We start from the raw sequence: 26,378 nt of genomic DNA on the forward strand, positions 1-26,378 counted from the left end.
CCACACCCTTTAGGGCTAACAACGGCATTTCTGCCGTTGTTTCCGTGCGACCCGGCCTTCGGCGGTTCAACAACGGCGTTTCTGCCGTTGTTTCCGTGCGATCCGGCCTTCGGCGCTTCAACAACGGCATTTCTGCCGTTGTTTCCGTGCGACCCGGCCTTCGGCGCTTCAACAACGGCATTTCTGCCGTTGTTTCTGTGCGATCCGGCCTTCGGCGGTTCAACAACGGCATTTCTGCCGTTGTTTCTGTGCGATCCGGCCTTCGGCGGTTCAACAACGGCGTTTCTGCCGTTGTTTCCGTGCGATCCGCCCTTCGGCGCTTCAACAACGGCATTTCTGCCGTTGTTTCCGTGCGACCCGCCCTTCGGCGGTTCAACAACGGCATTTCTGCCGTTGTTTCCGTGCGACCCGGCCTTCGGCGCTTCAACAACGGCATTTCTGCCGTTGTTTCTGTGCGATCCGGCCTTCGACGGTTCAACAACGGCATTTCTGCCGTTGTTTCCGGGTAAACCCGCCGAAAAAACATATAATTTCCTATACGACGAGAAATATAAGGAACATTTAGGGTATGAAGCATATAGATGCTTAATTTTAAAATCCACGATATCACAAGCAGCATGTGCTCGAAATCACTATTGCAGACAGCGGAAGATCATATAGTTAAATAGTCCAAGAGATTAGAGGATCAATAACTATTCATACAGAGGTGTATTACAATGAAGAGGTTTATTCCCAATCAGCACGGAGCCTGGTCCATGCTGGTTCTCCCTTTTTTGTTAGGGATGGCGGCCTCCCAAGCATCATTTCTGCATATTCCCCTGTTCTTGTGCTGGCTGCTGATTTATTTGTTCATCTTTCCGCTCCTCCAGGGGGTCAAAACAAGGCGTTTTGACCGGTATGCACCGCCGCTCAAAGTGTACGGCCTGCTGCTCTTGCCTTTTGCAGCTTATCTGATGGCTGCCGAACCTAAGCTGCTTTGGTTTGCCTTGCCGGCACTCCCGCTGTTTGCGGTTAATTTGTATTATGCCAGAACGAAGAACGAGCGGGCCCTGCTCAATGATATCGCGGGAATTCTGCTGTTTTGCCTGATGGTCTTTCCCGTTTTTTATATCGGCGGAGGAACAGACCGCGGAATGGCTGCCGAATTTTTTATACTGGCTCTGCTGTATTTTGTGGGTACTGCCTTGTATGTAAAAACGATTATTCGTGAAAAAAACAATCCCCGGTATTATTACGCGTCTGTGATTTATCATAGTCTGTTCGTGCTTGCGGGAGTGGTGCTGTTTCCATCCTTAACGGTTCCGCTGTTAATTCTGCTGGCGCGCGCAGCAAGCCTTCCCAGAACAAAAATTACAGCCAAACAAACGGGAATAATGGAAATCGGCTTTTCTGTAATGCTGTACCTATCTGTAATCGTTCTGTTATAAAGTCCGCATTTGTTGTACAACGTGATTTTCGAGAGTTAACACGATCAGAAGCACAAGAAAAAGCGAGTCTCCGATAACCGGAACCCGCTTTTTTTAGACTTTAAGAATTTATATACTTCGCGCTATACATGTTCCTTCGATTTCCCGCTCAAACAGGTGCCGCCCTTTCGGGGACGGCGTAGCGATTCTACTTGTATGCATGGGATGAAGCTAATTCTCGATCATGTCGTGATTGCCGGACCCTGGGGGAACGATTGGATACACATTGGATTCTTCTGTAATATCGAACTCCATGATAACGACTCCCTTCGTGTGAAGCGCCTCTTCCATAACCAGCTTCGCTTCCTCCAGCGTCTGCGCCCGCAGGCCATGGGCACCAAAGGATTTGGCTAATGCGACAAAATCCGGTGAGCTGATGCGCACCGAAGAGTATCTGCGCCCGAGAAACAGCTGCTGCCACTGTCTGACCATGCCGAGGTAACCATTTTTGAGAATGGCAACCTTCACATTAAGCTCCAGATCAACAGCGGTCATGATCTCCTGGATGTTCATCTGGATGCTCCCATCCCCTGTGATGCAGATGATCTGGCGTTCAGGGCAAGCGGCTGCAGCACCGATAGCAGCTGGCAATCCATAGCCCATGGTTCCGAGTCCGCCTGAGGTCAGAAAAGAACGCGGCTCCGTAAATTTATAATGTCTGGCTGTCCAAATCTGATGCTGGCCTACATCCGTGGTGATGATCGCATTGCCGTCTGTAGCTTCATCGATACAAGCAATCACCTCTTGCGGGGTCAATGTGCTGCCGGCTGCACGGAGAGGTTTGGCGGACCGTTGTTTCCATAGCTGTATTTGCTCCTCCCAGGCCAAACGCTCATGCCGATGTACGGATTCCATCAGACCGGCAAGCATTTCTGATACGAGTCCTGTGATAGAAAGATCCACATGGATATTCTTATTTAGTTCAGAGGAATCGATATCCACTTGTATTTTACAGGAATCCGGTGAGAACGACTTCCGGTTTCCTGTAACGCGGTCACTGAAGCGGACTCCGAGGCACAATACCAAATCTGCGGCCTGAAGGGCGCGGTTGGCAGCGACGGTTCCGTGCATCCCGACCATACCCAGATGCAGGGGGTGATCGGAAGGAAAGGCGCCCAGGCCCATTAATGTACTCGCTACGGGAAGATTAAACTTCTCCACAAACTCTCTTACCCAAGAAGGCGTATTATCCGTCATACAGCCTCCGCCAACCAGGATCAAAGGCCGCTCCGCATCATTTAGCCTTTCAGCTGTTAACTGGAGGCCGTGCGCCGGGATTGGATGATAAGGCTGATAACCCCGGATATGTATTGCTGGCGACGGGCCGCTTCTATGCATGTCCGCAACAACAGCTGTCATTACATTCTTCGGCAGATCAATCAATACAGGACCGGTACGGCCCGTTGTCGCCAAATGGAAGGCTTCATCCACAATCCTGCGAAGATCACAAATTTCCCTGACAATGTAATTATGTTTAGTAATAGGCATAGTCATTCCGTAAATATCCACTTCCTGAAAGCTGTCCAGACCGATCAATTCGGTAGCTACCTGCCCGGTAAGGATGATCAATGGAACGGAATCCATAAACGCCGTTGCGATTCCGGTAATCGCATTGGTCGCACCCGGCCCGCTGGTTACCAGCGCAATGCCCGGACGCCCTGTTGCTCTTGCGTAACCGTCCGCAGCATGTACAGCTGCCTGTTCATGCCTAACTAAGATATGCCGGACGGATTCACAGTCAAACAATGCATCGTATAGGGGCAGTACGGCTCCGCCTGGATATCCAAAAATAGTTTCGACGTTTTTTTCGGTCAAGATCTGAATCAGCAGCTCTGCTCCGTTCATGGTTAGCCATCGTCTCCTACATTCAAGTCATTAAAAAATGATTCTTTATGGATAATATGGGGTATTATACCTAGATAAATCAATGGAAAGGGGATTCTGCAGATGGCAAAAGAAAGCGAACCAACCTCCTTCCCAAGCCGGGAAGAGCGTGAAGAAATAGGCCGCCGGACCAATGCCGGCTTCGCCCGTGTGGAACGGACAGAAGTTGAAGCAAGCGCCGGCGGCATCCCTACAGGACCCGTAGCACAAGAGCTCTCCGAAGAAGAAATCCGCCGGAGAGTAGGTTCCGGAAACTTTGAAGCGGCGAAAAACGATCTGCAAACCGGATCAATCAACAGTTAATGCAACCCTTATCCGCCTATATAGGACATGCTTATCTTTTTCCGGTCTGCTGCCGTGTGCTCCTGACGCTCATCGGAATACCGGTCCGCACGTCTCTCCCAGACGTCCCTTATCACGTTCAGCAGTCTGCTGTCGTCAGCCCCGCTGCGTAGCAGTGCCCGCAAATCCGTTCCGCCGGAAGCAAAGAGGCAGGTGTAGAATTTACCGTCAGAAGATAACCGGGCCCGTGTGCAGGATGAGCAAAAGGATTCAGACACCGAGGTAATAAACCCGATCTCCGCCCCGCAGTCTTTGTAACGGTAACGCCGTGCAACTTCTCCATAGAAATCCTGCTCCACACCCTCCAGCTCATACACATCCCGGAGGCTTTGGAGCATTTCCTTTTTAGTAACGACTTGTGCCAAGCTCCAGCCATTGTCATTGCCGGCATCCATAAACTCAATGAAACGCAGGGTGATTTTGCGTTCCTTGAAATATGCAGCCATCGGCAGGATTTCCGATTCATTCACCCCTTTTTGAACCACCATATTAATTTTAATCTCAAAACCAATGTCCCGGGCCTGATCGATATGTTTCAGGATAATAGAGGGCTTGAGCCCTCTTCCATTCATTGTTCCAAAAATCTCCGGCTGCAGCGCGTCCAGACTGATATTTAACCGCCGCAGTCCTGCTGCGTACAAGCCTTTCGCCTGCTGCCCCAGAAAAACCCCGTTAGTCGTCAGCCCAATATCCTCCACTCCACTAAGCGATCGGATTCCTGCCACAAGCTCCGGAAGATCTTTCCTCAGCAGCGGCTCTCCTCCGGTCAGGCGGATTTTGACACCCCCCAAGGATACAAACAGCTTAGTCAACCGCAGAATTTCAGCAAACGACAACATCTCCCGGGCCGGCAAAAAGGCATACTCATCACCGAATATTTCCTTCGGCATGCAGTAGGAACAGCGGAAATTGCAACGGTCTGTCAGGGAAATCCTCAAATCACGGATGGGCCGCTTGAGCTGATCCTGAATAGGTGTAGTGTTCATGCGTCCCTCCCCTTTTGCATGTGAATGATATCTCTTTACTTCTGCGTAATATCGCTGAATGTTCCGACATAACGGATATCTACCCCTGTCTCATCCTTGACGGCACTGATATTCAAGAGCTGCAGATACTCCTCACCATTCTTCCTTCTGTTCCAAATCTCTCCCTGCCAAACACCCTTTGCTCTGATCTCGCTCCACATGCTGCGGTAGAAATCCGGGGATTGCCTGCCTGACTTCAATACGTTTGGCTGTTTGCCTAGCACTTCCGCTTCTGTGAAGCCGGTAAGCCTCGTAAATGCAGGATTGACACTCTTAATGACACCCGCCGCATCCGTTACCAGAATCCCCTGGGCTGTTGAGTTGAATACTTCGGAAGTTAGTGCCAAGCGGTCATGATAATAGAGCCATATCACAAGAACAAGACTGGCTAGAGCCACCTGCGAAAGCAGCATGAACCCGATCGAATATTGGCCTGTGACCGAGAAGATCAATGAGAGCATGATCGGCGGGAAGAAGCCGCCAAGCCCGCCCATCATAGAGACAATTCCGTTGGCAATCCCTGCCTGCTTGTTGAAATAAAACGGAACTAATTTGAAAATCACTCCATTGCCTATCCCGGCACTTACAGCAATTGCCAGGCACCCGACCGTGTAAAGACCTATGGACGGCAGAAAAGCCAGGAGTATGGCGGCGACAGTATAGATGCTGAAGGTCCCGATCAGCAGAATCAATGGCTGGAATTTGTCACCAAGCCAGCCGCCGACGGGCCGGAAAAAGGTGGCAACGGCAATAAAACCGGCTGTGCGCATGCCTGCATCTACCTTCTCCAGTCCGAAATTAGAAACCAGGAAGTTAGGCAAATAAATCGTGAATGCGACGAACGATCCGAATGTAATGAAATAGAAGAGTGAGAACAGCCATAGCTTCTCATTTTTAACAACGCCCTTAATTTGTTCTATAATCGGTGTTCTTACCTTCGGTTCATGACGGTCTCCGAAAAAGAAATTCAGGACAATAAAGACCAGCAGAAGAATCAGATACAGCTTCACCGCCGTTGCCCAGCCGAAACGCGCAGCGATGATCGGGGCAGTGAATGTTGTGAGAGCTGTGCCCAGATTCCCGACGCCATAGATCCCGTTAACAAACCCATGCTTTTCTTTCGGAAAATACTTGGGTAATGAAGTAACCCCTACCGAAAAAACAGCTCCGCCGATACCAAGAAACAAACCGCCGATAATCAGGTCTGTATACGTGGACGCTTCACTAATATAGAATACCGGAAACAGCAGCAGCACGAAGCTGACGAGAAAGATGATACGCGCCCCAAAAATATTCGCATAATAGCCAATCGGTATACGCAGTATGGAACCGAGTACTACGGGAATCGCCGTAACCATTGCCAGTTTTCCGGCCGGTATCGGAATATCCTCGGAAATAAAAGGCATCAGAGAGGAAATGATAACCCATACCATGAAGCCAACAATCAAGTTCAATGTTTGTAACGGCAATTGCAGTTTTTTAATCATATAACTCACCTTTTCCGCCCATTTTTTGTCTGCTGAATGTCTAATTCACTTCCTGTCCTTATTGTATCTGCCCTTGCTCTGCCTGAGATATAGGGGAGTACCCTTTCCCTTAGAGGGGAATCCCTGAAAACAAGAAAAAAACGGCTTCCCCGTCCTTATATGGACAGTGAAGCCGCTTTGCAGTTATTGGGTGATAAGGGTATTCATCCTGGAATACAGCCGCCCTGCATCCGGTTCGCTCAGCTGACTTTCCGCCATTGGAAAAATGACAGCCTCTTCTTTTACAAAATGCACGGTTAAAACTTCGAAAGCCTCTCCTGCATCTCTTACTGCGGAAGCAATTTTCTGTTGGGACATAAGCTCAATATCACCTTCCGTATGATGCAGAAAATGTCCGAGGTATCCGTCAATCTCGGCATGTTCCTGCTGGATCCCTACCAGCGGCCCTTGTTCAAAACCGATATAGGTTCCCAGCAGCGGGAAAAAGTGCGCTTCCTCTTTTTGCGTATGTTTATCCAGCGGAACCTTGAAATCAAGAATAAGCCTGCGCAGCTCCTTGACCTTCCTCCTGCACTCCTCCAAACTGAGCTGTTCATCCTGTTCGAAGGAGAGTACAATGGCATGCCACTCTCCCATCAGGAATGACAAATAGCGGTGCTCGTTCTCAAGAATGCGCATGGCCGGTGAAGCAAAACGCAGTCCGGAAGGATTCGGCATGATGTACCTCCATTCAGCGCTAGAAATCCAGCAGCTTTTTTTTCAAGGCATATTCGACCAGCTCCGGCCGGCTCTTCAGGTTTAATTTTTCCATGATTTTGGATTTATGAGCTTCTACAGTCTTCACGGAGATGAACAGTCTTTCCGCGATCTCTTTGTTACCGTATCCCTTGGCGATTAGGGGTAAGATTTCCAGCTCCCGCTTGGAGAGCAGTTCAAACAAATCCTCTGCAGAGGCAGTTTTGTCCTTTTTGATAAACTCACGTACCAGCGAGGTTGCCATCTTGGGATGAATATAGGTGCCTCCCTCATAGATTGTGCGGATGGCGAGCAGCAGCTCCTCGTCGGGAGCACTTTTCAGGACATAACCGGATGCTCCGTTCTTCAGGACATGGAACAGATATTCTTCATCATCATGCATGGTCAGGATCAATATTTTGGTATCGGGATAATCCTCTTTGATTTTACCTGTGGCGATCAGTCCGCTTTCTCCAGGCGGCATGCTAAGATCCATGATCAGGATATCCGGTCTCCGTTTCGCTACCATAGCATATGCCTCTATACCGTCTGCCGCAGCCCCTATGACTTCGATGTCGTCCTGAAAATTCAGAATCATGGAAAAGCCGCTGCGCACCATGGCGTGGTCGTCTGCGATAACGATCTTCATCCGGGAATCATTCCTTTCCATTTCCGTCTGCAACAGGAACTTGAATGATGATTCTGGTTCCCATTCCCGTTTCCGTCTTTATACTGAAGCTGCCTCCTACCAATTCTGCACGCTCCTGCATGCCGTAGATGCCCAGACCGGTCCCGCTCGGCTCATCTCCCAGGCTGAATCCAACACCCTCATCTTCAATAGTGAGCTGCAGCATCCGGTCCCGCTCGGTAAGCTTTACTTTCACCAGATCTACCTGAGCGTACTTCAGGGCATTGAGCACCGCTTCCTGACAGACCCGGTAAATCACCGTTTCAATTTCACTTCCGTAGCGTTTCTCTGAAAGGTCGGATTCGAATTCTATCATAAGCCCGTAGATTTGCTCCATCCGCTTAAAGTGCGAGCGAAAAGCAGCCTCCAGACCAAAATCATCGAGAGCAGCAGGACGAAGCTCCACAGAGAGATTGCGGATGTCACTTAAGAGCCTTGTCATGGATACTTCCGTTTGCTTCACCTTTTTGAGCAGCTCTTCATCTCTGGTCATATATTTAAGCACCCGCAGATCGACTACAGCACTCATAAGCTCCTGGGCAACGCTGTCGTGCAGCTCCCGGGAGATCCGTTTCCGTTCGTTCTCCTGGGCTTCGATAACATGCTTCATCATTTTATTCTGATAAAATTTCTCCTGCGTCTTAAACTGCCTGGTGAGATCCCTCAGCATAAGCACCCGTATTCCATTCTCTGAATCGATGGTATGAAAGCTGGCTGCAAAAGGGATAATCCCTTTGTATTTGGTCTCAAGATAGACCTGATAGGAGGTGAAGTCCTCCGATTCCGGCACATGAAAAAAGCAATTGAGACAGGTGCGCAGCTCCAGGTCGCTGGTATACCCTCTGCATGTACTGCAAAGGGCAAGGGAATTCCCTTGCTCCAGCTGCTTCAGAAAGTCGCTGTCGACAATATAGGCGGCTGCCGGATTCATCGCCAGTGTCCTTCCTTCGCTGTCAAAAAAGAAAATAGCCTCCGTACTGTTCTCGAACAACTTCAGCATCAGCGTATTTAATGAATCCATCCCGGCTCGCAGCTTCAACTCAGCAACAGTTCCTTCCCGTTCAAGTCTCCGATTCCTTGGCGTGCCGTATTTTGCAGCTCCTGCAGCATCGTTTCGTTCACCTGCCGGTCTCCTCTAAATCCGCCGAGAAGGACCCCTGCCACGCGGGCGTCATTCCACAGCGGCACCGCCCCGATACTCTTTAGCTTCTCTGAATTGATAATCGGATAACTAAACAGCATTTCCTGCTTCACCTGTTCTTGTACAGAGTAGAGTAAAAACGGCTTTCCGGTTTTGAATACGATTCCCGCTATGCCTCTTCCGGACTGCAGCACAATCCGCTTATACCGGGAATTCAAGTTGCCGGAGGCGTATTTCCATCGGATCACATAGTCATATTCCGCAGGGTCGGCAAGTGCCAATGACATGAAATCATACCCTAGGGCGTGCCGGATTTGGTCAAGCTCCAGCTGGTAATCGACCTGGTTTTTCATCGTTTCCTCTCCTATTGAACAGGGAAAGAAGTTTGGGCTTACTTTCCTTTAATTCGATTTATGTCTTCTGTATAGAATATAACTTCTTCCCACATAATTCAACGGAACACTCCATACATGAACGAGCCGGGTGAACGGCCAAAACGCAAAGATGGCAAAGCCGAACAGGATGTGGATTTTAAAGGAAAGCGGCACATCCTTCATAAGCGACAGATCGGGGCTGAACATAAACAAGCCGCGGAACCATATAGAGATCGTCTCCCGGTAATCAAATTCGGGCTGTACTGCATTCGTAACAAGAGTGGAGTACATACCCATAAACACGATGAACAATAGCAGGGAATTGACAATCATATCGGAGGCGCTGCTAAGACGGCGGACATTCTTCATCGTAAACCGCCGTGAGGTGAGAATCAGCATCCCGGCAAGGGTTGCCATTCCGAATATCCCCCCGATATATACAGCGCCGATATGGTACAAATGATCGTTTACACCTATTGCCTCCATCCATGACTTCGGGACGGCCAGACCGCCGATATGTCCGAAGATAACCGGAATAATCCCCAGGTGAAAGAGAATACTTCCATATTTCAGCTGCTTTTTCTCAATGAATTCGCTGGATTTGGCCGTCCAGTTAAACTGGTCTCTCCGGTAGCGGTAAATATGCCCGACGATAAAAACGGCGAGGCAGATGTATGGAAATATGACCCATAAAAATTGATCGAACATTTTCATTGACTGGTTGCCTCCTGTTCGATGCAAGCTTTGAGTGTTTCCCGCAGTCCTTTAACCAGGTGGAAATACGGACTTTCATGTTTGTCCAGCGCCTTAAGCAAATGATACGTGCCATCTTCAAGAATCGCCGTCAGCATCCGGAAGTTCTCAGCCGCAGCCGGATCGTTCAGCCATTCCGCAGCATACAGGAATTCACACATGAGCGGGAGGTAATCCGGCAGCTCGCCTTCAGGCATTTCAAGGCCGTACATTTCATACATTATTTTCAGTTTGGCCAGGATTTGTCCGCGCTCCTTGGCATCCTCAAACTTAAAATAGGTCATATAAAGGGCGCAGTCCCGCTGAAAATCAAAGGTCGCGGCATAGTTCTCCTGACTCTCATCCAAACTGAAGTTTTGCATGAGCGACCAATAAGCATGCACATGCGTGTAAGCCGGATGTCCGGCTTCGAACGCCTCTTCCAGAAAGGCCGGATGATAATCAAGCTTTTCCGGATACATCAGCTGCAGGGCGAAATATCCGAAGGATGATTTGTAATTATGGAGCCTGCTTAGATCAATCACGCCAGATCCCTCCGTAGAAATTCTCTTCGTACATCTCTTTTGCGGTCTTCGTGTCTCCGCCGGCAGAGCTTGCCGGTCCGCAGCCATCGCATCCGGAGCCGAAGCCTGAACCCATATCCCCCATCCGGTTGCCGTATCCGGCTGAGCCTTGTGCGCGGTAAGGATTCATGGTCTGTTCCTTATGCGAGGTCGGAATCACGAAACGGTCCTCATATTTGGCAATGGCCAGCAGCCGGTACATCTGCTCTGTCTGGTGTGCTGTCATGCCAACCCGATCAAGCCGGGACAGATCAAACGGTTGATCTGCTGATTTGGCACGCATATAGGAACGCATCATCGCCATCCGCTGCAGGGCCTCTTTTACAGTCTGCGTATCGCCTGCGGTCAGCATATTGGCCAAATACTGAACCGGTGTCCGCATTTCCTCAATAGCCGGGAAAATCATGTCCGGGTTTTTCAGGGAATCCTTGCCTTCAAAATAGTTCATAATCGGGCTCAGCGGCGGCACATACCATACCATAGGCAGCGTCCGGTATTCCGGATGCAGCGGGAACGCCAGCTTATGCTCAATCGCAAGCTTGTAAACCGGTGAATTCTGTGCCGCTTCCAGCCAGTCTTCCGAAATGCCGTCTTTTCTGGCCTGGGCGATGACTTCAGGATCATGGGGATTCATAAATAAATCACACTGTGCTTTATAGAGATCTTTTTCATCCGGTGTTGAAGCGGCATCAAGCACCTTGTCTGCGTCATACAGCAGTACACCGAGATACCGGATGCGTCCTGTACAAGTCTCGGAGCAGACCGTTGGCAGACCAGCTTCCACACGCGGGAAACAGAAGGTGCACTTTTCCGCTTTGTTGGTTTGCCAGTTGAAGTAGACTTTTTTGTAAGGGCAGCCCGTCATGCAGTATCTCCAGCCCCGGCAAGCCTCCTGGTCTACGAGGACAATGCCGTCCTCCTCCCGTTTGTACATGGCACCTGATGGACAGGAAGCCACACAGCTGGGATTCAGGCAGTGTTCACAGAGACGGGGCAGATACATCATAAACGACTGCTCGAAGTTGAATTTGATTTCCTCTTCGATCTTCTGGATGTTCGGATCAAGGGGTCCCGTGACGTGTGCGCCGGCAAGATCATCCTCCCAGTTTGGACCCCATTCCAGATCCATTTTCTCTCCGGTTACCGCCGAATGAGCGCGTGCGACCGGTGAATGTTTTTGTTCCCCTGCCTCGGTTAAATGCTCATAATTATAAGTCCACGGCTCGTAATAATCCTTCATTTCCGGCATGTCGGGGTTATAAAAAATCTTCCCGAGGGCTACCTTGGACAGCTTGTTGCCGGACTTCAGCTCAAGCTTGCCTTTGCGGAGCTGCCAGCCGCCTTTATAGAGCTCCTGGTCTTCCCAGCGTTTCGGATATCCGATGCCGGGTTTCGTTTCCACGTTGTTGAACCACATGTATTCCGCGCCTTTGCGGTTCGTCCACGTTGTTTTGCAGGTAACACTGCAGGTATGACAGCCTATGCACTTATCCAGATTCATCACCATTGCCACTTGAGCTTTAATCTTCAAGCCAGTTGACCTCCTTCATTAATCGCACGGCTACGTATACATCACGCTGGTTGCCGATTGGACCGTAGTAGTTGAAACCATAGCTGAGCTGTGCGTAACCGCCGACCATCTGGGTAGGCTTCAGATGGATCCGGGTAGGTGCGTTATGACTGCCTCCGCGAGTATCTGTAATCTCTGAACCAGGCACTTGGATATGCTTGTCTTGCGCGTGGTACATAAACATGGTGCCTCTTGGCATCCGGTGGCTGACGACAGCGCGGGCCGTGACTACGCCGTTGCGGTTATAGACCTCCAGCCAAGCATTATCAGAAATGCCATGCTGCTCCGCGTCCTCGTTGTTGATCCACACGGTAGGACCGCCGCGGAACAGTGTCAGCATATGCTGGTTATCCTGGTAAGTGGAGTGGATATTCCACTTGCCGTGCGGAGTTAAATACCGCAGCACTAGCGCATCCTGCCCGCCTTTCACTTCCTTGTCGCGCGGTCCGAATACCATGGGCGGCAAGGTTGGCTTGTAGACCGGCAGCGCCTCGCCAAACTGCTGGAAGATCTCGTGGTCGATGTAGAAATGCTGCCTTCCCGTCAAGGTCCGGAACGGGACCAGCCGTTCAATATTGGTGGTAAACGGCGAATAACGGCGGCCTTGTTTATTGGAACCGCTGAACACGGGAGTAGGGATCACTTCCCGCGGCTGTGCAGTGATGCTCTGGAACGTAATTTTCTCTGCCGCCCGGTCCGCCGAGATATCTCTCAGCACAACACCAGAATCCTTTTCCGCCTGCTCGTAAGCCTTCTGCGACACGCGTCCGTTGGTTGCTGAGGACAGATGGAGTATGGTATCGGCCACTTGCCGGGCGGTTTGGATTTTGGGAAGACCGTTTTTGATCGATTCATCAAAAAAGACGCCGTTGAGCCGCTTGAGCTCTTCGTATTCTTCAGCCACCGAGAAGCTGATGCCATGCGCACCTGCTTTGCCGACAATCAGATTGGGTCCAAGCGAGATGTATTTATCGTGGATTTTGGTATAATCCCGCTCAACAATGCTAAGGTTCGGCATCGTTTTGCCGGGAACAGCTTCCACTTCCCCTTTGGCCCAGTCTTTGACCAGCCCCATCGGCTGGGAGATCTCACTGATCGAATCATGCGCCAGCGGCGATGCGACCAGATCTTTATAGACTCCCGGCAGCTCCGAATTCGCCATTTCCGAGAAAACCTCCGACAGCTGGCGGTAGATATCCCAATCCGAACGGGATTCCCACAGCGGATTCACCGCCGGATTAAACGGATGAACGAATGGATGCATATCTGTGGAGGACAGATCCGTCTTTTCATACCAGGTAGCAGCCGGAAGTACGATGTCTGCGTACAGCGGAGTGGTCGTCATCCGGAAATCCAGCGCGACCATCAGGTCGAGCTTGCCTTCCACATCCTCCCGCCAGACGATTTCTTCGGGTTTCTGCTCTTCATTCGGCCGGGCAAGGAGCCCATCGGATGCGCCAAGCAGATGCTTCATGAAATATTCCTGCCCTTTGGCAGAGCTGGAAATCAGATTGGAGCGCCAAATAAACAGCGAGCGCGGAAAGTTCTCGGGTGCTCCAGGATCTTCTACAGCAAAACGCGTCTTCCGTGATTTGATCTCTTCCAGCGTATGGGCAATGATTTCCGCATTGGACTTCTTGCCCTGCTGCGCAGCTTCTTCCGCGAACAGGAGACTGTTCTTGTTGAACTGCGGGAAGGAAGGCAGCCAGCCGAGTCTTGCGGCAAGCACATTGTAGTCAGCGGGGTGCTGGTAAGCTACCTCCCCTGCCGTCGGCGACTTCAGCGAATCGGTACCACTCTCCTCATAGCGCCACTGTTCGGTCGCGAAGTAGAAGAATGACGTGGCATTCTGCTGCCGTGCCGGCCCTTGCCAGTCCTTCGCGAAGGCGATGGTGGACCAGCCTTCAATAGGGCGGCATTTCTCCTGCCCGACATAATGCGCCCAGCCGCCGCCGTTGACCCCCTGGGATGCCGTCAGTACAACAAGGTTCAGAATCGAGCGGTAGATGGTATCGCTATTGAACCAGTGATTAATTCCAGCCCCCATGATAATCATGGAGCGGCCGCCGGTATCGAGTGAATTCTGGGCAAATTCACGGGCAATCTGGATCACTACACTGGATTTCACGCCCGTAATCTTCTCTTGCCAGGCAGGGGAATAATGAGACGCGCTGTCGTCATAATCCTTGGCATTCCAAGGGCTCTCTGTTCTGGCAATGCCGTATTGGCTCAGCATCAAATCATACACGGTGGCGGCGTATCGTTCTGTCCCGTCGGCCAGCCGTATGGTCATCGCCGGGATGACACGCTTAAACGTTCCGTTCCCCGCTTGATCAAAGTAAGGGAAGACGATTTCTTCCCACTGCCCGCCGTGGCCTTCTACCGAAAGTGCCGGATCAATCTTCGTCCCGTCTTCCTGTTCGAGAATAAGGTTCCATTTCTTATCCGTTTCCCAGCGCTGCCCCATCGTTCCGTTAGGGACAACCAGCTCTCCGGATACCGTGTCATAAATCACCGGTTTCCAGTCTGCATGCTGGGAAGTGTCACCAAGATCGCTTGCCCGCAGGAAGCGGCCGCCCTTTAAGCTGGACTCATGCGGGTCCAGCAGGATGATAAACGGCATGTCCGTAAACTGCTTGGCATAATTAATGAACATGGATTCCTGCCGTTCATTGTAGAACTCGTTCAGGATTACATGAGTCATCGCCTGAGCCAACGCGGCATCCGTTCCGGGATTCGGGGCGAGCCAGTTGTCCGCGAATTTGACATTTTCGGCCAAATCCGGGGCCACTGACACCACTTTGGTTCCTTTATAGCGCACTTCGGTCATAAAGTGGGCGTCCGGTGTACGGGTAAGCGGCACATTGGAGCCCCACATCATCAAATAGCCGGCGTTATACCAGTCGGAGGATTCGGGAACGTCCGTCTGCTCGCCCCAGATCTGCGGAGAGGCTGGAGGCAGATCCGCGTACCAGTCGTAAAAGCTGAGCATTTGCCCGCCAAGCAGCGAGATGAACCGCGCACCCGAAGCATAGCTGACCATGGACATGGCCGGAATCGGAGTGAAGCCTGCAATCCGGTCTGGCCCATACTTGCGGATCGTATAGATCAGCTGGGCCGCGATCAGACGAAGCGCATCCTCCCAGGCTACACGGATATGGCCGCCTTTGCCGCGGGCTTTTTTGTAGGAATCCGCTTTCGCCGGGTCTTCCACGATGCTTGCCCATGCATCCACCGGATGGTCATGCTCAAGTAGTGCAGCCTTCCACAGCCGCCACAGCTTCCCTCTCATATAGGGATATTTCACCCTAAGCGGGCTGTATTCATACCAGGAAAAGGTGGCCCCTCTGGGACAGCCTCTGGGTTCAAACTCCGGCATATCGGGACCGCAGGACGGATAGTCAATCTGCTGATTCTCCCAGGTGATAATCCCGTTCTTCACAAAAACCTTCCAGCTGCAGGAGCCCGTACAATTGACTCCGTGTGTAGTGCGGACTACTTTATCATGAGACCAGCGCTGGCGGTACATGTCTTCCCAATCCCTGTTCTTTTCCTCCAGAATGGACCAGTTCCCGGAATAGCTTTCGACCGGTTTAAAAAAGTTGAGACCGTATTTTTTCTTCATTGCTTACGAACACTCCTTTGCAGAATGAAGGACATGGAAGAGTCACACTCACTTTTCATTCGAATAATTTCATTATGGAGGTCCCGGGCATGAGTTCCCATTAGGGAATATCCTATAGTCCCGCGGGAAATCCCTTGATTCCGCAAAAAGCAAAAAGCCCGCCTCTTCAAGAGGTGAGCTTTTTGTATGTTAACAGGGTGATATAAATATCGGCTCAGCAGTTAGGGAGTTCCCTCTTTTTGTCCAGGAGATGTCCTAACCGGAATTTCCACAGCTATTCTATATGCTATACTGAAAAAAAATCGGGGAGGATGAACAATGACAGGACCCTCATTACGCCAACTGCATGCCCATCATGCGATTCATCAAGGCGGACTGTCCGGAGCCATCGACAAGACAGAAGAAGTGGAGAAGCTGCTGGAGATTCGCGAATTAGAGGTTGCCAGACAAGCGGCTGATCACCTCGTGGAGTATTGGGAAACAAGAATACTCAGCCATGCGGAAGCAGAGGAAGAAGGCTTCTACCCGGAGATGGCAGAGAATAACCCAAGTCTGCAGGGTGCTGTAACGAAGCTAACCCGTGATCATGAGCTGCTTCGCACAATCGTTACGGATATCAAAAATATGCTTAATGAAGAAGGCCTCACTCCGGAAGTTCTTCAACAGTTTCATGCCCTTTTGGTTGTGAACGCTATTCATAGCCGGGATGAGGAAAGGCTGCTGCTGGAGGAGCCGTCACTATAATCGTTATCGTTACTGGATTGCCGGGTGGTATCTAATGATTCCCTCTGAAAAATAGCCTGCAGATCATGCTTATTCAGCAATAAATCCTGTAATGTATATTCGCTGAGCACCTGCAAGTAAGCAGCCAATGCTCTGCCAAGCACTCCCTTTAATCCGCACACCGGAGAGATCGGACAGTTGTTGCCGGAAGGGTCAAAGCATTCTACAAGATGAAAATCATCTTCCATCCGGCGCACAACTTCTCCGATGTTAATCAGCTCGGGTGCCTTGGCCAGACGGATCCCCCCTCCTCTGCCTCTTACCGTTTCAATATACCCCGCTTGCCCAAGTTCATGGGATACCTTCATCAGATGATTTTTGGATATATGATAGGCATTTGAAATATCTTGTATCGTTGACAGCTCGCCCCGCTCTTTCGTTCCGAGGTACATGAGGACCCGCAAAGAAAAATCTGTGTACATAGTAAGTCTCATTTGATTCATCATCCCTCAACTGCAGTATGTGATCTTTGTTACAAATGATACCATATAAATTGACGTTTTTGTTAAAGTGGTATTTTAAATATATCTTTTAGCCGAAAAAGAGTATATATTAAATTTGTAATAATGAGAGGAGTGAACGGTTATTTTATCCAAACAAACACGCGATATCGTCAAATCCACGGCCCCTGTCTTAGCGGAACACGGCACAGCCATTACATCGGTGTTCTATCAGAATCTGTTTGCGGCCCATCCTGAACTTCTGAATGTGTTTAACCATGCCAACCAGGCCCAAGGCCGGCAGCAGGCAGCACTCGCGAATGCGGTGTATGCAGCAGCAGTTCACATTGATAATCTGGAGAATATTTTGCCGGCGGTTGTTCAGATTGCCCACAAGCATGTCAGTCTTGGCATTAAGCCGGAGCAGTATCCGATTGTCGGTGAGTTTCTGCTGAAAGCCATCAAGGAAGTACTTGGCGATGCAGCAACGGATGACATCCTGCAGGCCTGGGAAGAAGCCTATGGTGTGATTGCCGATGCCTTTATCGGGGTTGAAGCGAATATGTACAAGGCAGCCCGGGAGCAGGTGAACGGCTGGAACTTCTTCAAACCGTTTACGATTGTCCGCAAGGTGCAGGAAAGCGGCAGCATTACATCCTTCTATCTGAAACCAGCAGACGGTTCCGGCGTACCGGCGTTCAAGCCGGGCCAATATGTCTCCGTGCGTGTTCTGATTCCAGGTGAACAATACACCATGATCCGCCAGTACAGCCTGTCCCAGGCGCCAAAGCCGGATGAGTTCCGCATCTCCGTGAAGCGGGAAGCCGACAATGATCCGAACGGTGTCGTCTCTGTTTACCTTCACAAACAAGTGAACGAAGGCGATACTGTCGAAGTAAGTGCACCTGCCGGTGAATTTCTGCTGGATGCTGCCAAAACCACACCGGTCGCTTTTATCTCAGGCGGTGTAGGAATCACGCCGATGATGAGCATGCTCGAAACGGTGGCTGTATCCACACCGGACCGCCCTACCGTTTTCCTGCACGCTGCCCGTAATGAATCGCTTGCCGCTTTTGGTGAGGATATCCAAAAACATGCTTTGAACATGAGCAACATTCAATATAAAACCTATTACTCGGGCGGCCCCGATGGTCAAATCACCCGTGAAGCCCTAGAAGCGTATGTTGATCCTACAGGTGATGCCTATGTGTGCGGCCCTGTCCCCTTCATGGAAGCCATGATCCGGGAACTGCTGGCGATAGGGATGCAGGAAGAACAAATTCATTATGAATTTTTTGGTCCGGCCCTGCAATTAGAACAGGCATAGTTAACCCATTATACCAAACGGGTACACCGTCCTTTGCCGGACGATGTACCCGTTTGGTTAGGTTTATGGTGCCTGGGTGCCTTGGAGTTACCCTTGCCGGGTGTATCTAAGCTCCTCCCCAGTCCCACCGAGCCTACATACACCCGGCGGAAAACTCAAGTGGAATAAGTGAACTTAAATCCTCCACATCCCGCCTCCCCGCGAGCATTAGTTGGAAAAAGTAGATCTAATCCGACCGATACTCAACCAGAACGCTGAATTCGCTTGAATTAAGTATACTTTTCCCCACTATCCCCCATTAGAAAGCTTATGTTTACATTTAAGTATACTAATTCCACTTTACTTCAAGGGCAGTCTTTTACTGTTCACGGTTTAGTCCATGTATTTCTCCAAGGAGGGCCGGTTCCTTATAACCAACCGTTTGTTGCCGATCAGTTCGATCAGCCCCAAGTCTTCAAAGATGGCAAATTTCCGGCTGATGGTTTCCCGGGTGACGCCTGCGTAATTAGCCAGCTCTTCACGGGACAGCGGGAGATCGATATGAATACGGCCGCCGCGCATTTTTCCATAAATATCGCTTAGCTCCAGAATCATGTAAGCAATACGGATTTCCGGGTCCTTGGTTGCCAGACTTTGCGCCAGATTTTCAGTATGGGCCAGTCTTTTGGTAACCGTCTTTAGCAGCTTGAAGGCGATGTCCGGATTTTCCAGCATGATCTGCTCCATATCCGCTCTGGTCAGCATACAGATGCTGGTGTCTTTCAATGCATAAGCACTAAAGTTGCTGAGTTCATCGCTGTTAAAGATGCTCAGTTCACCAAAAAAATCACCTGCGGTTAAAATGTGCAGGATTTGCTCCTTCCCCTGCGGCGTCATTTTGGACAATTTAACTTGCCCCTGCTGAATAATGAACAAGGTATCGGTCGGCTGCTCTTCCAGAATCAGCGGCTGTCCCTTGGCGTATTTCCGGTGGATAATCATGGTGCTGATCCGGGAGAGGTCCGCACCGGACAACGAAGCAAAGATCGGCACCTTACGGGTACACGGCTCTGCGGCATTTTGACAGGAATGTTCCGGCATCTCGGGTCTCTCCTTCTCTTATCCTCTATGAAATGGGTGAAAAATGGCTGGTGTCTTCTCCGCAGACCGGGCAGACCCAATCCTCCGGCAAATCTTCAAAAGCAGTGCCCGGTGCCACATCCTCATCGGGGTCGCCAACCGCAGGATCATAAATATAACCGCAGGGTTCACATACATATTTGTTCATCAGGTTCATCTCCTGTTTCAAAGTTAGTTTTGTAATCTCGTTTGAACTTCTGTCATAATTTCTGAGAGGCTGCGGGAAAGATCAATGCCTTCCAGGCTGCAGCCCGTCTCAATGGCAGATTTATAGACCAGTGAAGCCGCTGCGCCTTCCCAAGAAATAGCTCCGGTTATTGTGTGATCTTTCACAAATATCTGTGTGTAAATGCCGTTCTCCTGCGCGGACACACTCAGGTCACACTGTGATTCATCGGTCATTCCAATGGAAAATAGCGATATTCCAAACGCATTGAAAAAGGTAACCGGAACGGCTTTGCGGTAAGCGGCAGGCTCACTCGCTGCCATATTGTTGCCGGCGATGCGCCCCTGCTCCATAGCCCCTCCCCACAAGCCTTCAACTTGTCCGTTCATTTCCGCGATATCCCCGGCAGCATATACATGGGGAGCGCTGGTCTCCATATTGGGGTTAACAATAATACCTGAACGGGTATCAACCGGCGTATCCTTAACAAGCGTTGTGTCCGGTACGATACCAATCGAATACACGACATGATCACAGGCAATTGCAGATTCATCGTCAAGAGCAACTCCAGTAACGGACTCCTCTCCTGTGATCGAAGTTACGCCGGTATGAAGAATCACCTTCACCCCCGATTGTTCCAGAGTTTGCTTAAGCATCTGTGAAGAGGTCTCATCCAGCTGTCTGATCATTAACCGCGGGGCCGCTTCGACAACAGTCACTTCGTATCCGGCATCGTGCATGGCCCATGCAGTTTCCAAACCCTGCACGCCACCGCCGATAATAACGATACGATTACCGCTATGGAGACTGGCTTTCAGCCTATCGGCATCTTGTAAGTCCCGGATGGTATGGACGTTCTTCAGCCCTGCACCTTTCACAGGAAGTGCGCGGTTTCTCGCTCCCATGCAGAGCAGAAGCTTGTGATAAGTGAACACACGCCCATCTGCGGTTTCCACCTGCTGACAGTCCGTATGGATACGAGTGACCCGGGTTGAAGTTTGGACGGTGATACGGTTGTCCTTGTACCACTTTTCCTTTTTGATCAAGACCTTCTCACTGTGCAAATCGGTGAACAACCCCTTGGTCAGCTTAATCCGGTTATACGGAAGATGCGCCTCCTCCCCAAGGATGGAGATCTCCGTATCCGTATCCGGCTCCCGATCACGAATCGCCTTCGCGGCATGAACGGCGGCCACCCCGCTGCCTACAATCACATAATGTTTGGACATGAACGTTCGCCCCCCTTAGTTAGCGCTGAGCAGCAGATCCGAAACATATTCCGCAGCATTTTTGATTTTTTGCACCTTATCGGCGTCCTTGGGCGAGAAACGTACCCGGATCGGAAATTCCACATGGATCATCCCTGTTGACTTGATCACTTCCGATGTGCTCTGTACGGTCATGTTGGTCGCGTTCAGGTAATCCTGGATGACCTCTATGGCTTCCCCGCTCCATCCGTAGGAACCAAAAGCAGCTGCTAGTTTGCCTTCAAGATTCATATTTTTCATTTCCTGCAGAATAGGCTCCAGATTCCCTATCATATCCGCATATCTGGTGGAGCTTCCGACAAATACGGCGTCGGCTGAGGCAATGCTGCTCAGAATTTCCGCTGCACTGTTCTTGTCAGCATCCCAAACTTCGGTTTCGATATGATTTTCCTTCAGGCAATCCTGCAGGATATTCGCCATTTTTTTGGTATTATTCTTGAGCGTGGTATAGACGATCGCCGCTTTTTTGCCTTCAGTTGTTTCACGGCTGAGCACATCGTAGAGATCAATATATTTGCGGATATTTTCCCGGATTAAGAACCCGTGGGAAGGTGCGATCATCTCAATATCCAAGTCTTGGACGGCTTCAATCAGCGTTCTGACATATCTGCGGTGAGGGTGGATGATCGCACTGTAATAGCCTTTGAAATCCTCCGTAATATCGAAGCCGGCTTCATCGCTGAACAGCTTCTTTACCGCAACATGGGTGCTGAAGATATCGCAAGGGAAGAGGATTTTATCTTCTACACAATAGGTGATCATCGTTTCAGCAGTATGAAGATACGGTGTCTCTTTGAACAGCAGGGTTTTACCGCCGATATCCAGCGTATCCCCATCATTCATAATGAGAAAATTCCGGCTGTGGAGCTTGTACATTTCCTGCAGTTCCGGTACAGCAATTGCGGTGCAGACAATGGTGGCGTTCAGAGCCCGGGAGGCCAGTGCGGCCAATCCCCCGGAATGGTCAGGCTCTGTATGGTTGATGACGATATATTCAATATCCATGGGATCAATGAACTGGCTGAGCCGCTCTGCATACTCACGTCCAAATTCCATATCCACGGTATCAATCACAGTCGGTTTGCCGGTTTTTAGCAGGTAGGAGTTATAGGTTGTTCCTTTCGCCAGAATCAGACGATGGAACGGAACTTCACGGTTGTCAATTTTACCGACCCAATACGTATCTTGTGCAATCTTATATTCTGTGTTCATAAGCTCAGCCTCCTGAATGATAATGTTTATCAACAACCTCATTCTATAATGGGGGCTAAGCGAAAAGGAGGATTACAATCACATTTTGAAAATTTCAAAGCACATTTCGAAAAGTTTCAAAGTCTGCTATATATTTATACTTTGAATATACACCGTTGCAGCCAAAGGATTATGCGTTGGATCTCTTTTGAGAGATGACTATATAAACTGAACTCGAGATTTTTCGTTTTTGGGATGGGCCGTGACTCCAGAGAATGTTTGGACTTCCGGCCGCTGTATACTTAATGGCATTACCTTTCATACCTCTTGAACATCCTTTCCGCCTCTTCACGAATCCGGCGGCGGAAAAACTCCGGTTCCAGCACTTCGGCATCCCCTCCCCATCCCAGGACATAGGGCAGTAGTTCCTCCGGCTGCCGGATGCGAAAAGTAACCAGAAGACTGTCCTCCCGCTCTTCGGTAGTCTCCAAATAGTAATTAACGGTCTCGAGAATTTTGTCGGCAATATTCAGATTCATCCGAACCACAACGCGTAAGTTACGGTCGTCAGGCGGGCGGTAACGGCTCAGGTTAAATCCGGCCGGAACCGAGAAGCCCTCTTCCAGCACCGCAAGCTCTGTCATCCGCGACAACCGGAAATGGCGGATATCCTGCCGGAGACCGCAGCGCGCGACCAGCGTCCAGTTCCCCTGCACGAGCGCCAGGCCATAGGGGTCAACCTCACGGCTGCTCTTGCGGCTGCCGTCCGATTCCGGCATTTTTTTCAGATAGCCGAAGCTTAACTTGCGCCGCTCCAGGATCGCGCGCCGGATTTGTCCGAGATAGTCCTTTTCCTTCTGATGGGTTACCGGTTCACTTGCATGAATAAGCCGCATCGTTTCCCGTACGCGCGCCGACTCGGCGCGCACCGGCTCCGGCAGAATCGCTTCGATTTTGCGCCTGGCAGACTTTGACACGCTGTTGTAGGCAGCATCCAGCCTCTGTTCAATGAAATCCGTCCCCATCAGCAGGGCTACAGCCTCTTCAGCTGTGAAGCCTACCGGGGGCAGGAAATACCCTTCCATCAACGAATAGCCCTGCCCGGGAGCGCCAATAATCGGAACTCCCGCTTCGCTCAGGGCTTGGATATCACGGTAGATCGTCCGCACGCTTGTCTCAAATTGAGCGGCCAAATCTTCCGCTCTATGCACCTTGCTCCGCTGAAGCTCAAGCGTAATAGCAAGCTGCCGTTCGGTTTTGTTCATCTTCTTTTCCCCCGCTGCTGTATAAGTCTGTTACATCTTATAATAATCGCGGCTGATGAACAAATCCATGCGGCTGAGACGCGGAGAATGCCGCCGCCTATCCTCTGGGTATGGGACATTAACCTCCAAAGAAAACAGCCTGTCCAGGAAGAATCCGTCTTGGACAGGCTGTATTGCTAAAAGGGTAAAATTAACGGGATTTGTTCAGGCAAATGGTGCTGCTTCGGTGCTGGAAGAGCTGAGGGATAATGTGCTTTATGCTTTACGTGGCGGGCAACATGCCTTAGGCCCAGGCGGCCTAATGGCTTCCCTTCAAGTACACCGGTTCAGAGCGGTTGCCCGCATAGTCCTCCATCACCACATACACAACATTAGCCGTTGAGCGGAAGCTTAGAGAAGCTTTGGTTGTCCGTCCACGGACAATCATCGGCTTATTGCCGGAGCTGTAGGTGGTTGGAAAAGATTTCGCCACCCCATCCTCATAAACATACAGATACCGCCAGTCTCTCGTATTCGGCATCGGCAAATTCAGCACATCCTGATTCCAGGACCAGGCTTCCGCATACGGCCCGGCAATGGTATCCATAAAACGCCCGCTTACCGAAACCGGATCTGCATTGCCTGCCGTGACAGTAACGATATAATCATCCCCGTTCACCGGCATCCCTGTGAATACCGCTGAAGTGGAACCTGCTGGAACAACAGTGTGCTGCTGCACCGGCTCCGCAGTAGTAATCCAGTTCACGGATTTCACGCGGACGGTAATCTCTCCTGCTGCGTTGCCGGAATTCGACCAGCTTACAGCAAACTTCCCGTCTGCCTGGGAGTTTACCTTCAGATTGGAGACAGCCGCATTCAGGTTAAAAGCCAGGGTGGCGGCTTCCCCTTCCCGCCCATCCGCACCGACGGCCACAACTTTAAGCGTCCCGGATTTAGCCGGAAGGCGCTTGAGGTAGAATACTTCATCATATTTGCCGCCCATATAGACATCATTTACATAGACATTGTATTGCTTAACCTTGCTGTAGTCAGGGTCCAGCTTCCAATGAACGACCATTTCATTCGTATCTGTAAACGCATTGGCAATCGTAAGGCCAGCCGGAGCCGCAGGTTTCACGGCAGTACCATCTGTTATCCGGATCTGTCCGATGTTGATCTGATAATTGTTCACAACCCCTTGGCCGGGATGAAAGACGAGTCCGAACGCGGCGACCGTCCGGCCTGCATACGCGCTCAGATCCAGCTCCTTCGTTACCCAGCCGCTGGTTTTGCGGCCGCTGTCCGGAACAGGCACTTTGACTACGGTATTCGGATCATCTGCCAAAATGATGCCCACCGACATTGATGATGAATTTGCACCCGATGGCTTGTTGTAGCTAATGGACAGCTTGGAGCTTGTCTTCAGGCTGAGCGCTGTTTTGTATAAACGCAGGAAATTCTCTGCATTCAGATTACCGTTCACCACCAGCGAGCTGCCGCCGTTAAACCCGCCGATTTGCTTATACTTATAACGTTCCGTGCCAGACAGATTGTATTCGGGCCCATAGTCAAAATCCACAGTAAGCCTGTTGCCTGTGGTCTCCTGCCACCATTGCCAAGTGACGGGAATGTCCTGCAAGCTCATGTTGGACCATTCCTCATTGCTGGAGACCGCACCGTTCACATAATACGACAACCCGTGCCCGGTATTGAAGCTGGTATAGAAGTTATTGTCCTTAATGACCGAACGTTCTGCAATCACAGAAGAAATCCCCGGCCAATAACGGTTGTCGGCATAGACATCCGAGACGGTGTTGGCGGCTGGCTTGGCGGTATTCTTGGGATTCACATTGGGTCCCGACCACCACAGCTGCTCACGCAAATGCGTCATCCACTGGTAATCATTCTCCGATCTGTGGGAGACGGGATAGGATAACCCCATATCCTCATCCAGACCGGCGTGTACAAAATCGGCACCAAGCGTAGCCAGACTGAGTCTCGGCAGACCGCCCGCATCCAGCTTGGCCGCAAGTGCTGAACCATTAACGGACTTGAAACGGTCCCGGCCCGCCTCCAGGCCTGCATACCCTACATCATATAAGCTGTAGCTGGTGCCCAGGCTGCTATTCAGATTGGTCAAATAATTGCGGGCACCCGTAATCTGGGTGTTTCCGGCCCCATAATCGAAGAAAAAGGAATTGGACACCGGCTCCTTTGTGCTTTTGTCGACCAGCATAGAGCTGTTGGACTCATTTAACGTCCGCGCGAACGTGTTCGCACCGGTCTGGGTATTCAGCGAATCGTACCATTGGACATACAGCCCGCCTTTTTGTAGCGCTTTCATAAATGCGATGTAATCCGGAATATCCGCTGCTGCAACATTGGGGCTCATTTCCTCCTGATTGACAAAATAGCCGTCAAAACCAAAATACTGTGCCATTTCAATCAGCTTCCCGGCTACCGGGAAATTTCCGTGCGCATCCCGGACGATCATCTGCTTGTAGGTCTGCTGGCCGCGGTCATTATTGGAGAAGAAAATGCCGGCCAAGGACATTACGCCATTTTTATGCGCTGCATCGGTATAGGTTGGATTGGGAATATTCAGCATCCCGAATTCGAACCATTTCTGCTGCCAGTCCTTCTGGGCCAGCTCATCATAATATTCCGGAGGGGTATACGCGGTTGCCGTGCCATGCCAGTAAGAGTAATAATCGATATATTGCCAAAAGTTAAAGTGGTACTGCGCAAACTTGTTCGTATACGGGGCATTCTCAATAAAGGCGTTGCCGTAGTCGCCCGCCACGTTCATCATCCGGGTCTGCGGGCTAAGCGCCGGGTTCGCCTGAGTCGCAGCAAAAGGGGCGATCCGCTGCTGCAGCGGCACGCGTGATCTAAGCAGTTCAGCATCCGGATCGGTCTGTGGACTCCAGTTGGCAATATGGCTGCTGGTATAACCATGAACATTGGGCTGGTTAGCACCAGGAGCACTGTCTCCTTGAAAAGGCCATGTGTCGCCGGCATACGCCGTTAAGGGGAGACCTGAAACTAACAAAGCAGCAGCCAACAATGCAGATGTCAGCTTAGGAAGTGATTTGCTACCGGTGGGAATGTTCATCCTTCCATCCTCCTCGTCAATTGTGGTTTCATCCTGCAAGTGTTGCCATCCCTCACCCCTTCTTTACTTATT

22 protein-coding genes and 1 pseudogene are annotated in these 26,378 nt (G+C 50.6%); 5 read left to right on the forward strand and 18 right to left on the reverse strand.

Annotation, left to right across the window (positions count from 1 at the left end; all coding sequences use genetic code 11):
* Positions 1-36: 36 nt before the first annotated feature.
* Positions 37-660, forward strand: coding sequence for a hypothetical protein (locus PGRAT_RS33265; RefSeq protein ID WP_156124068.1), 624 nt, complete (start codon positions 37-39; stop codon positions 658-660).
* A 56-nt stretch (positions 661-716) separates the two neighbouring features.
* The gene (locus PGRAT_RS15620; RefSeq protein ID WP_036706641.1) at positions 717-1,427 is read left to right on the forward strand and encodes a YwiC-like family protein; all 711 of its coding nucleotides are present in this window, start codon (positions 717-719) and stop codon (positions 1,425-1,427) included.
* Positions 1,428-1,637: 210 nt separating this feature from the next.
* Here PGRAT_RS15620 and ilvB read toward each other — a convergent pair whose 3' ends face one another.
* Positions 1,638-3,311: a biosynthetic-type acetolactate synthase large subunit gene (gene ilvB / locus PGRAT_RS15625; protein WP_025708330.1), complete on the reverse strand. Its 1,674-nt coding sequence runs from the start codon at positions 3,309-3,311 to the stop codon at positions 1,638-1,640.
* 102 nt (positions 3,312-3,413) lie between these two features.
* Here ilvB and PGRAT_RS15630 point away from each other — a divergent pair, with 102 nt between their 5' ends.
* Positions 3,414-3,653 carry a hypothetical protein gene (locus PGRAT_RS15630; protein WP_025708329.1) on the forward strand — a complete coding sequence of 80 codons (240 nt, stop codon included), beginning with the start codon at positions 3,414-3,416 and terminating at the stop codon, positions 3,651-3,653.
* An 8-nt stretch (positions 3,654-3,661) separates the two neighbouring features.
* Here PGRAT_RS15630 and moaA read toward each other — a convergent pair whose 3' ends face one another.
* The 10 genes from moaA to PGRAT_RS15680 form a co-directional block, all read right to left on the reverse strand.
* A complete protein-coding gene (gene moaA / locus PGRAT_RS15635) occupies positions 3,662-4,678 on the reverse strand; it encodes a GTP 3',8-cyclase MoaA (protein ID WP_025708328.1) in 1,017 nt (338 codons plus the stop codon).
* Between the two features lie 35 nt (positions 4,679-4,713).
* Entirely contained in the window at positions 4,714-6,204 is a 1,491-nt protein-coding gene (locus tag PGRAT_RS15640) for a nitrate/nitrite transporter (protein ID WP_025708327.1), read from the reverse strand.
* Positions 6,205-6,387: 183 nt separating this feature from the next.
* Positions 6,388-6,921, reverse strand: a complete 534-nt coding sequence (locus tag PGRAT_RS15645; RefSeq protein WP_025708326.1) for a hemerythrin domain-containing protein — start codon at positions 6,919-6,921, stop codon at positions 6,388-6,390.
* 19 nt (positions 6,922-6,940) lie between these two features.
* Positions 6,941-7,588 (reverse strand): response regulator transcription factor, encoded by a 648-nt coding sequence (locus PGRAT_RS15650; RefSeq protein WP_025708325.1) that lies wholly within the window; start codon positions 7,586-7,588, stop codon positions 6,941-6,943.
* Positions 7,589-7,595: 7 nt separating this feature from the next.
* Entirely contained in the window at positions 7,596-8,666 is a 1,071-nt protein-coding gene (locus PGRAT_RS15655; protein WP_042266849.1) for a sensor histidine kinase, read from the reverse strand.
* On the reverse strand, positions 8,663-9,121 hold the full coding sequence (locus tag PGRAT_RS15660) for a GAF domain-containing protein (RefSeq protein ID WP_025708324.1): 459 nt from the start codon (positions 9,119-9,121) through the stop codon (positions 8,663-8,665). Before PGRAT_RS15660 ends, PGRAT_RS15655 begins: the two co-directional genes overlap by 4 nt.
* Positions 9,122-9,169: 48 nt before the next feature.
* A complete protein-coding gene (narI, locus tag PGRAT_RS15665; RefSeq protein WP_025708323.1) occupies positions 9,170-9,856 on the reverse strand; it encodes a respiratory nitrate reductase subunit gamma in 687 nt (228 codons plus the stop codon).
* Positions 9,853-10,419, reverse strand: coding sequence for a nitrate reductase molybdenum cofactor assembly chaperone (narJ, locus tag PGRAT_RS15670; RefSeq protein ID WP_025708322.1), 567 nt, complete (start codon positions 10,417-10,419; stop codon positions 9,853-9,855). The genes narI and narJ overlap by 4 nt, the downstream gene beginning before the upstream one ends.
* Positions 10,412-11,989 (reverse strand): nitrate reductase subunit beta, encoded by a 1,578-nt coding sequence (narH, locus tag PGRAT_RS15675; RefSeq protein ID WP_025708321.1) that lies wholly within the window; start codon positions 11,987-11,989, stop codon positions 10,412-10,414. Before narH ends, narJ begins: the two co-directional genes overlap by 8 nt.
* A complete protein-coding gene (locus tag PGRAT_RS15680) occupies positions 11,979-15,653 on the reverse strand; it encodes a nitrate reductase subunit alpha (RefSeq protein WP_025708320.1) in 3,675 nt (1,224 codons plus the stop codon). The genes narH and PGRAT_RS15680 overlap by 11 nt, the downstream gene beginning before the upstream one ends.
* Positions 15,654-15,971: 318 nt before the next feature.
* Here PGRAT_RS15680 and PGRAT_RS15685 point away from each other — a divergent pair, with 318 nt between their 5' ends.
* A complete protein-coding gene (locus PGRAT_RS15685; RefSeq protein WP_025708319.1) occupies positions 15,972-16,397 on the forward strand; it encodes a hemerythrin domain-containing protein in 426 nt (141 codons plus the stop codon).
* 50 nt (positions 16,398-16,447) lie between these two features.
* Here PGRAT_RS15685 and PGRAT_RS15690 read toward each other — a convergent pair.
* Positions 16,448-16,870 (reverse strand): annotated as a pseudogene (locus PGRAT_RS15690) (RrF2 family transcriptional regulator); the annotation flags it as partial.
* Positions 16,871-17,021: 151 nt separating this feature from the next.
* Here PGRAT_RS15690 and hmpA point away from each other — a divergent pair.
* The gene (gene hmpA / locus PGRAT_RS15695; protein ID WP_025708317.1) at positions 17,022-18,203 is read left to right on the forward strand and encodes an NO-inducible flavohemoprotein; all 1,182 of its coding nucleotides are present in this window, start codon (positions 17,022-17,024) and stop codon (positions 18,201-18,203) included.
* 372 nt (positions 18,204-18,575) lie between these two features.
* Here hmpA and PGRAT_RS15700 read toward each other — a convergent pair whose 3' ends face one another.
* The 6 genes from PGRAT_RS15700 to PGRAT_RS15725 form a co-directional block, all read right to left on the reverse strand.
* On the reverse strand, positions 18,576-19,283 hold the full coding sequence (locus PGRAT_RS15700; protein ID WP_025708316.1) for a Crp/Fnr family transcriptional regulator: 708 nt from the start codon (positions 19,281-19,283) through the stop codon (positions 18,576-18,578).
* A gap of 25 nt (positions 19,284-19,308) precedes the next feature.
* The gene (rd, locus tag PGRAT_RS15705; protein ID WP_025708315.1) at positions 19,309-19,470 is read right to left on the reverse strand and encodes a rubredoxin; all 162 of its coding nucleotides are present in this window, start codon (positions 19,468-19,470) and stop codon (positions 19,309-19,311) included.
* A gap of 23 nt (positions 19,471-19,493) precedes the next feature.
* Positions 19,494-20,717: an NAD(P)/FAD-dependent oxidoreductase gene (locus PGRAT_RS15710; protein WP_025708314.1), complete on the reverse strand. Its 1,224-nt coding sequence runs from the start codon at positions 20,715-20,717 to the stop codon at positions 19,494-19,496.
* Between the two features lie 15 nt (positions 20,718-20,732).
* Entirely contained in the window at positions 20,733-21,968 is a 1,236-nt protein-coding gene (locus PGRAT_RS15715; RefSeq protein ID WP_025708313.1) for an FprA family A-type flavoprotein, read from the reverse strand.
* 290 nt (positions 21,969-22,258) lie between these two features.
* The gene (locus PGRAT_RS15720; protein WP_025708312.1) at positions 22,259-23,212 is read right to left on the reverse strand and encodes a helix-turn-helix transcriptional regulator; all 954 of its coding nucleotides are present in this window, start codon (positions 23,210-23,212) and stop codon (positions 22,259-22,261) included.
* A 298-nt stretch (positions 23,213-23,510) separates the two neighbouring features.
* Complete coding sequence (locus PGRAT_RS15725; protein ID WP_025708311.1) at positions 23,511-26,306, reverse strand: endo-beta-N-acetylglucosaminidase; 2,796 nt, start codon at positions 26,304-26,306, stop codon at positions 23,511-23,513.
* Positions 26,307-26,378 lie beyond the last annotated feature (72 nt).

The organism is Paenibacillus graminis, assembly GCF_000758705.1.
GTDB lineage: Bacteria > Bacillota > Bacilli > Paenibacillales > Paenibacillaceae > Paenibacillus_AQ > Paenibacillus_AQ graminis.